This is a genomic window from Streptomyces sp. MK37H, assembly GCF_018035285.1.
Lineage (GTDB): Bacteria > Actinomycetota > Actinomycetes > Streptomycetales > Streptomycetaceae > Streptomyces > Streptomyces endocoffeicus.
Genome location: NZ_JAAAYH010000478.1, coordinates 1 through 6,618, shown reverse-complemented (window position 1 = coordinate 6,618; position 6,618 = coordinate 1). Strand labels below are relative to the sequence as shown.

Below are 6,618 nucleotides of genomic sequence, written 5' to 3'. Positions count from 1 at the left end.
AGGGCGATGGGGTTCGGATAGTCGAACACCAGCGTGGCCGTGAGGCGCAGTCCGGTGGCCGTGCCCAGGCGGTTGCGCAGCTCCACCGCCGTCAGCGAGTCGAAGCCGAAGTCCTTGAAGGCGCGGCCCGGCTCCACCGCGGCCGCCCCACCGTGCCCGAGCACCGTCGCCACGCACCGCCGCACCAGGTCAAGCACCAGGCGTTCGCCGTCCTCCTCCGATGACGCTGCGGCGAGCCGCTCCCGCAGGTCACCCGCGGCACCGGTGCCCTCCGCCGCGGCCCGGCGCGCCATAGGCCGCACCAACTCCCGCATGATGTACGGCACTTCGCCGTCGGCGCCACGTGCCTTGGCCGGGTCCAGCCGCATCGGGATGACCACGGGCAGCTTCCCGGCACATCCCGCGTCGAACAGGGCCAGGCCCTCCTCCGGCGACAGGCCGTCCACTCCGGCCCGGCCCATGCGCCGCAGATCCGCCTCGGCCAGCCCGCCGGCCATTCCGTCGCGCTCGTCCCACAGACCCCACGCGAGCGACAGGCCGGGCAGCCCCGAGGCCCGGCGACGCCGTATCAGGGCGTCGAGGAAGGCGTTGGCGGCCGCGTAGTTGGCCTGTCCGGCCGTGCCGAAGGTCCCGGCGGCCGAGGAGAACACGACGAACGCCGACAGGTCCATCGCCTCCGTCAGCTCGTGCAGGGCATGGGCGGCGTCCATCTTCGGGCGCAGCACCGCGTCCACGCGCTCCGGTGTCAGCGATGCGATGACGCCGTCGTCGAGGACACCAGCCGTGTGGACCACTCCGCGCAGCGGATGTGCTGCGGAGACACCCTTCACGGCTGCGGTCAGGGCGTCCCGGTCGGCCACGTCGCAGGCGGCCCAGCTGACCGAGGCGCCCGCCGCCACCAGCTCGGCCTCCAGCGCGCGGGCGCCGGGGGCGTCCGCGCCGCGACGGCTCACCAGCAGCAGATGGCGTACGCCGCGTTCGGCCACGAGGTGGCGGGCGACCAGTCCGCCCAGCGTGCCGGTGGCGCCGGTCACCAGGACCGTCCCCTCGGGGTCCCACACCGCCGAGTGCGTCGCGGCTTCGGCGGTCTGGACGGTCCCGGTGGTCCGCACCCGGCCCAGGCGGGGCGCCAGCAGCCGCCCGCCGCGCACGGCCACCTGGGGTTCGCCACTCGCCACCGCCGCGGACAACAGGGAGAGGGTCTCGGGGCTCAGTGGCCGACGCCCGGGCTCGTGCTCCGGTTTCCGTTCCCCACTGTCCAGGTCGACCAGGACGAATCGGTCAGGGTGCTCGGTCTGCGCGGTCCGTACCAGGCCCCATACGGCGGCCGCCGCGAGATCCACCACGGCCTTGTCGTTCTGGCTGCCCTCGTCGTCCTCGACGGTCACCGCGCCATGCGTGGCGATCACCAGTCGCGATCCGGCGAACCGCTCCTCGGCCAGCCATACCCGCACCAGCTCCAGCGTCCGATGGATCACGTCCCGTATCGCGCCGGTCTCGGTCGGCTCGTCGCCCTCAGCGGCGGGCGCGGATGGGACCACACACGCCACCGCCGGAGGCACGGCCCCTTCGGCGCCGATCGCCTTCCCGAATGCCGCTATGTCGTGCCAGTCGACGCCGTCCAGCGGCGCCACCTCGGCCACGGCGCTCTCCACCGGTGTCTCAGCGCCCGGCAGAACGCTCCAGTTCAGCTGGAAGAGGGACTGGTGCACCGCACCGCGCGCGGCGTTGACCTGCTCGGGGGAGACGGGACGCGTCGCCAGCGAGTCCACTGTGGCCACCAACGCCCCAGTCCCGTCCGTCACCTCCATCGACAGCGCCATGCCATCAGATCCCGTCAGGGTGAGGCGTACGCGCAGCATGGCGGCGCCCGCCGCGTACACCGACACCCCGCTCCATGAGAACGGCAGCCGAATCTCCTCCGACGTACCGGTGGCCGCGGCTCCCACAGCGTGCAGGGCGGCGTCCAGCAACGCCGGGTGCAGGCCGAAACGGCGCGGGTCCTGCTCCGCCTCGTCGGGCAGCGCGACCTCGGCGAACACCTCGGTCCCGCGCCGCCACACAGCACGCAGCCCCTGGAACACCGGCCCGTACCGCAGCCCCGTCTCGGCAAGCCGCCCGTAGTGCCCGTCCAGCGCCACGGGTTCGGCGTCCCTCGGCGGCCATACGGAGGCGGAGAGCGCGGTGCGGGCGGAGGTGGACGACTCGGGCGCGACACTGCCCGTCGCATGCCGCAGCCACGGCCCTTCCCCACCGTCCTCGCGTGAGTGCACGGTCAGCGCCCGGCGCCCCGAGTCATCGGCGTCGGATACCGTCACCCGCACCTGTACGCCACCGTGCTCGGGCAGGACCATCGGTGCCTCGAGCGTCAGCTCCTCCAGCCGGGCGCATCCGACGCGGTCGCCCGCGTGCAGCGCCAACTCGACGAACGCGGTCCCCGGCAGCATCACCGCGCCCAGCACCTCATGGTCGGCCAGCCAGGCGTGCGTACGCGCGGACAGCCGGCCGGTGAACAGGCATCCGTCGGAGTCGGGCAGCGTCACCGCTGCGCCGAGCAGCGGATGCTCCGCCGAACCGAGCCCCGCCGAGGCCACATCCGCCGTGGCCGCGGCCGACTCCAGCCAGTACCGCTCCCGCTGGAAGGCATACGTGGGCAGCTCGACAGTCCGGGGGCGCGCCGGTGCGAGCAGTGCCGCCCAGTCCACGAAGCGGCCCCGGACATGGATATGAGCCAGCGCTTCGAGCAGCGAGGCGGCCTCATCACGACCGGTGCGCAGGGCCGGGGCGAAGGTGGCGTCGGGAGCGCAGTCCTGGCCCATCCCGGACAGCACACCGTCCGGACCCAGCTCCAGATGGGTCGTGGCGCCCTGGTCCACCAGACTCTTCACCCCATCGGCGAAGCGCACGGTCTCGCGGACGTGGCGCACCCAGTACTCGGCCGAGCACAGCGCCTCGGCATCCGCGACCAGGCCCGTCAGGTTCGACACAACGGGGATACGGGGAGGTGCGTACGACAGCCCCTCGGCCACCTGGCGGAACTCGGCCAGCATCGGCTCCATCAGGGGCGAGTGGAAGGCGTGGGAAACGCGCAGCCGCTTGGTCTTGACGCCCTGAGCCTCAAACTGCCCCGCGACCTCCGTCACCGCCTCTTCCGCACCAGAGATCACGGTCGAGTACGGACCGTTGACCGCCGCCACACTCACCTCAGCCTCACGACCGGCCAGCAACGGCAGTACCTCGGCCTCGGCGGCCTGCACCGACACCATCACCCCGCCCGGGGGCAGCGCCTGCATCAACCGCCCACGAGCCGCCACCAACGCACACGCGTCCGCAAGCGACACCACACCCGCCACATGCGCCGCCACCAACTCACCGATCGAATGCCCGGCCACGAAGTCCGGCCGTACACCCCACGACTCCACCAGACGGAACAGCGCCACCTCCACCGCAAACAACCCACACTGGGTATACGCGGTCTCATCCAACGCCGCCGCGTCCCCGCTGATCACCTCCCGGAGCGCACGCTCCAGCGCGCCCTCAAAGTGCCCACACACCTCATCGAACGCCTCCGCGAACACCGGAAACGCCTCATACAGCCCCTGGCCCATCCCGACCCGCTGACTGCCCTGACCCGAGAACAACACCGCCAACTTGCCCGGCACCACCGAGCCTTGGACCACGCCCGGCGCCGGATCGCCGATTGACAGCGCCTCCAAGCCATCGACAAGGCCAGCCCGGTCGGCGGCCAGCACCACGGCACGATGCTCAAACGCGCTGCGCGTCGTCGCCAACGACAGCGCCACATCCACAAGCGGCAGCTCCGGCCGCTCCCCCGCGAACGACGCCAGCCGACTCGCCTGCGCCCGCAGCGCGGGTTCGGACCGTCCCGAGACCACCCACGGCACCACCGAGGATGTCAACGCCCGTGGCTCGTCGGGGGATTCGGCGTCGGGCGGCGTCGTCGGCGCCTGCTCCAGGATGACGTGTGCGTTGGTGCCGCTGAGGCCGAAGGACGACACACCCGCACGCCGCGGACGGCCGCTCTCGGGCCACTCCACCGCATCCGTCAACAACTCCACCGCACCCGCCGACCAATCCACATGCGGCGAAGGCTCATCGACATGCAGCGTCTTCGGCAGTACCCCATGGCGCATCGCCAGCACCATCTTCATGACGCCCGCGACACCGGCAGCCGCCTGCGTATGGCCGATGTTCGACTTGATCGCGCCCAGCCACAGCGGCCGGTCCTCCGCGCCACGCTCCTGCCCGTACGTCGCCAGCAGCGCCTGCGCCTCAATCGGATCGCCCAGCTTCGTGCCCGTACCGTGCGCTTCCACCGCGTCCACCTCAGCGGCCGACAACCGAGCGCTCTCCAACGCCGCCCGAATCACCCGCTGCTGCGACGGACCATTCGGCGCCGACAGCCCATTGCTCGCACCGTCCTGATTCACCGCAGAACCACGCACCACCGCCAGCACCCGGTGCCCGTTTCGCCGCGCGTCCGACAGCCGCTCCAGCAGCAGCACCCCCGCGCCCTCGGAGAACCCGGTACCGTCCGCCGCGCCCGCGAAGGCCCTGCACCGCCCGTCCGCCGACAGCCCGCGCTGCCAGCTGAACTCCACGAACAGACCTGGTGTCGACATCACCGTCACACCGCCCGCGAGCGCGAGCGAGCACTCGCCCCGCCGCAGCGCCTGCGTCGCCAGATGCAGTGCCACCAGCGACGAGGAACACGCAGTGTCCACCGTGACCGCCGGGCCCTCGAAACCAAAGGTGTAGGAGACCCGGCCCGAGACGATGCTGCCCGCGCTGGGGGCGCCAGGGCCACCGCCCGGGCCCTGCGACAGCCCGTAGTCGTGGTGCATCACACCGGCGAAGACCCCGGTCTGGCTGCCGCGCAGGGTCGCCGGGTCCATACCGGCCCGCTCCAGCGCCTCCCACGACGTCTCCAGCAGCAGCCGCTGCTGCGGATCCATCGCCAGGGCCTCACGCGGCGAGATCCCGAAGAACGCCGGGTCGAAGTCGCCCGCGTCGTAGAGGAAGCCGCCCTCGCGGGCATAGCTCTTCCCCGCGGCGTCCAGGTCCGGGTCGTACAGCCCCTCCACATCCCAGCCACGGTCGTCCGGGAAGGCGGAGATGGCGTCCGTGCCGCGCTCCAGGAGCTGCCACAGCTGCTCCGGCGTCCGCACCCCACCGGGGAAGCGGCAGCTCATCGCCACGATCGCGATGGGCTCGTCATGGGCGGCGAGCGCGCCCGTACCGGCGGCGCCGGACGGAGAGACCGACAGGGTGGCGCCCTGGTACGCCTCGGCCAGCTCGGAGCGCAGATGGCGGGCGATCACCACGGGAGTGGGGTAGTCGAAGACGAGGGTGGCGGGCAACCGCAGCCCAGTGGCCGTGTTCAATCGATTCCGCAGCTCGACCGCCGTCAGCGAATCGAACCCGAGCTCCTTGAACGCACGCCCCACCTCGATGGAATCCGCCCCCGCGTGTCCGAGCACCTCGGCGACGTGGGTGCACACCAGGTTCAGCAGGACTTCGTCCTGTTCGTCCGTCGGCAGGGGCGCAAGCCGCCGCCACAGTTCCGACTCGCCCACGCCATCGCTCGACGGCCGCACGGTGCGGCGTGCGGGAACGGACAGCAGATCGCGGAGCAGGGCCGGTACCGTGCCGGACGCCGCCTGGGCGCGGAGCGCCGGGAGGTCCAGGCGCATAGGCAGCAGGACGGGCTGCGCCATGGCCCCGAAAACGTCGAACAGTTCAAGGCCCTCTTCCGACGTCAGCGGGGTGATGCCGCCGCGCCGCATGCGCCGTACGTCCTCGTCGGCCAGGTGGCCCGTCATTCCACTGCGCTCGGCCCAGAACCCCCAGGCCAGCGAGACGGCAGGCAGGCCGAGCGCGCGTCGGTGGGCCGCCAGGGCGTCGACGTAGGCGTTCGCCGCGGCGTAGTTGCCCTGCCCGGCGCCGCCGAACGTGCCGGCCGCGGAGGAGAACACCACGAAGGCTGCCAGGTCCATATCCCGGGTCAGCTCGTGCAGGTGGAAGGCGGCATCAACCTTGGGGCGGAGCACCGTGTCGACACGCTCGGGAGTCAGGGTTTCGATGACGCCGTCGTCCAGCACACCGGCCGCGTGCACCACACCACGCAACGGACGATCCGCCGGAATACGCGCCAGCACCCCCGCCAAGGCTTCACGATCCGCGACGTCGCAAGCCGCCGTGGTCACGAACGCGCCCAGCTCCGCAAGCTCGGCCTCCAACTCCACGGCGCCAGTGGCCTCCCGGCCCCGCCGAGAGAGCAACACCAAATGCCGCACCCCCCGCTCGGCCACCAAATGCCGCGCCAGCAAACGCCCCAGCGTGCCGGTAGCACCGGTCACCAGCACCGTGCCCTCGGGACCCCACGCAAAGCCCGCCCCAGCTCCCTCAGCGGAATCCGCAGGAGCAACGGCACGCGACAGCCGAGGCACCAGCACATCCCCGGACCGCATGGCCACTTGAGGCTCCCCACACCCCAGCGCCGCTCGGAGCACACCGACCGACACCGGTACGTCGTCCACGTCCACCAGGACGAACCGATCCGGATGCTCAGCCTGCGCCGAGCGCACCAAACCCCAA

Annotated in this window: 1 protein-coding gene; it reads right to left on the bottom strand. The window is 71.9% G+C overall.

What is annotated here, in order from left to right; genetic code table 11:
* On the bottom strand, positions 1-6,618 hold a 6,618-nt coding region (locus GWI24_RS38270; RefSeq protein ID WP_210950649.1), incomplete at both ends, for a type I polyketide synthase.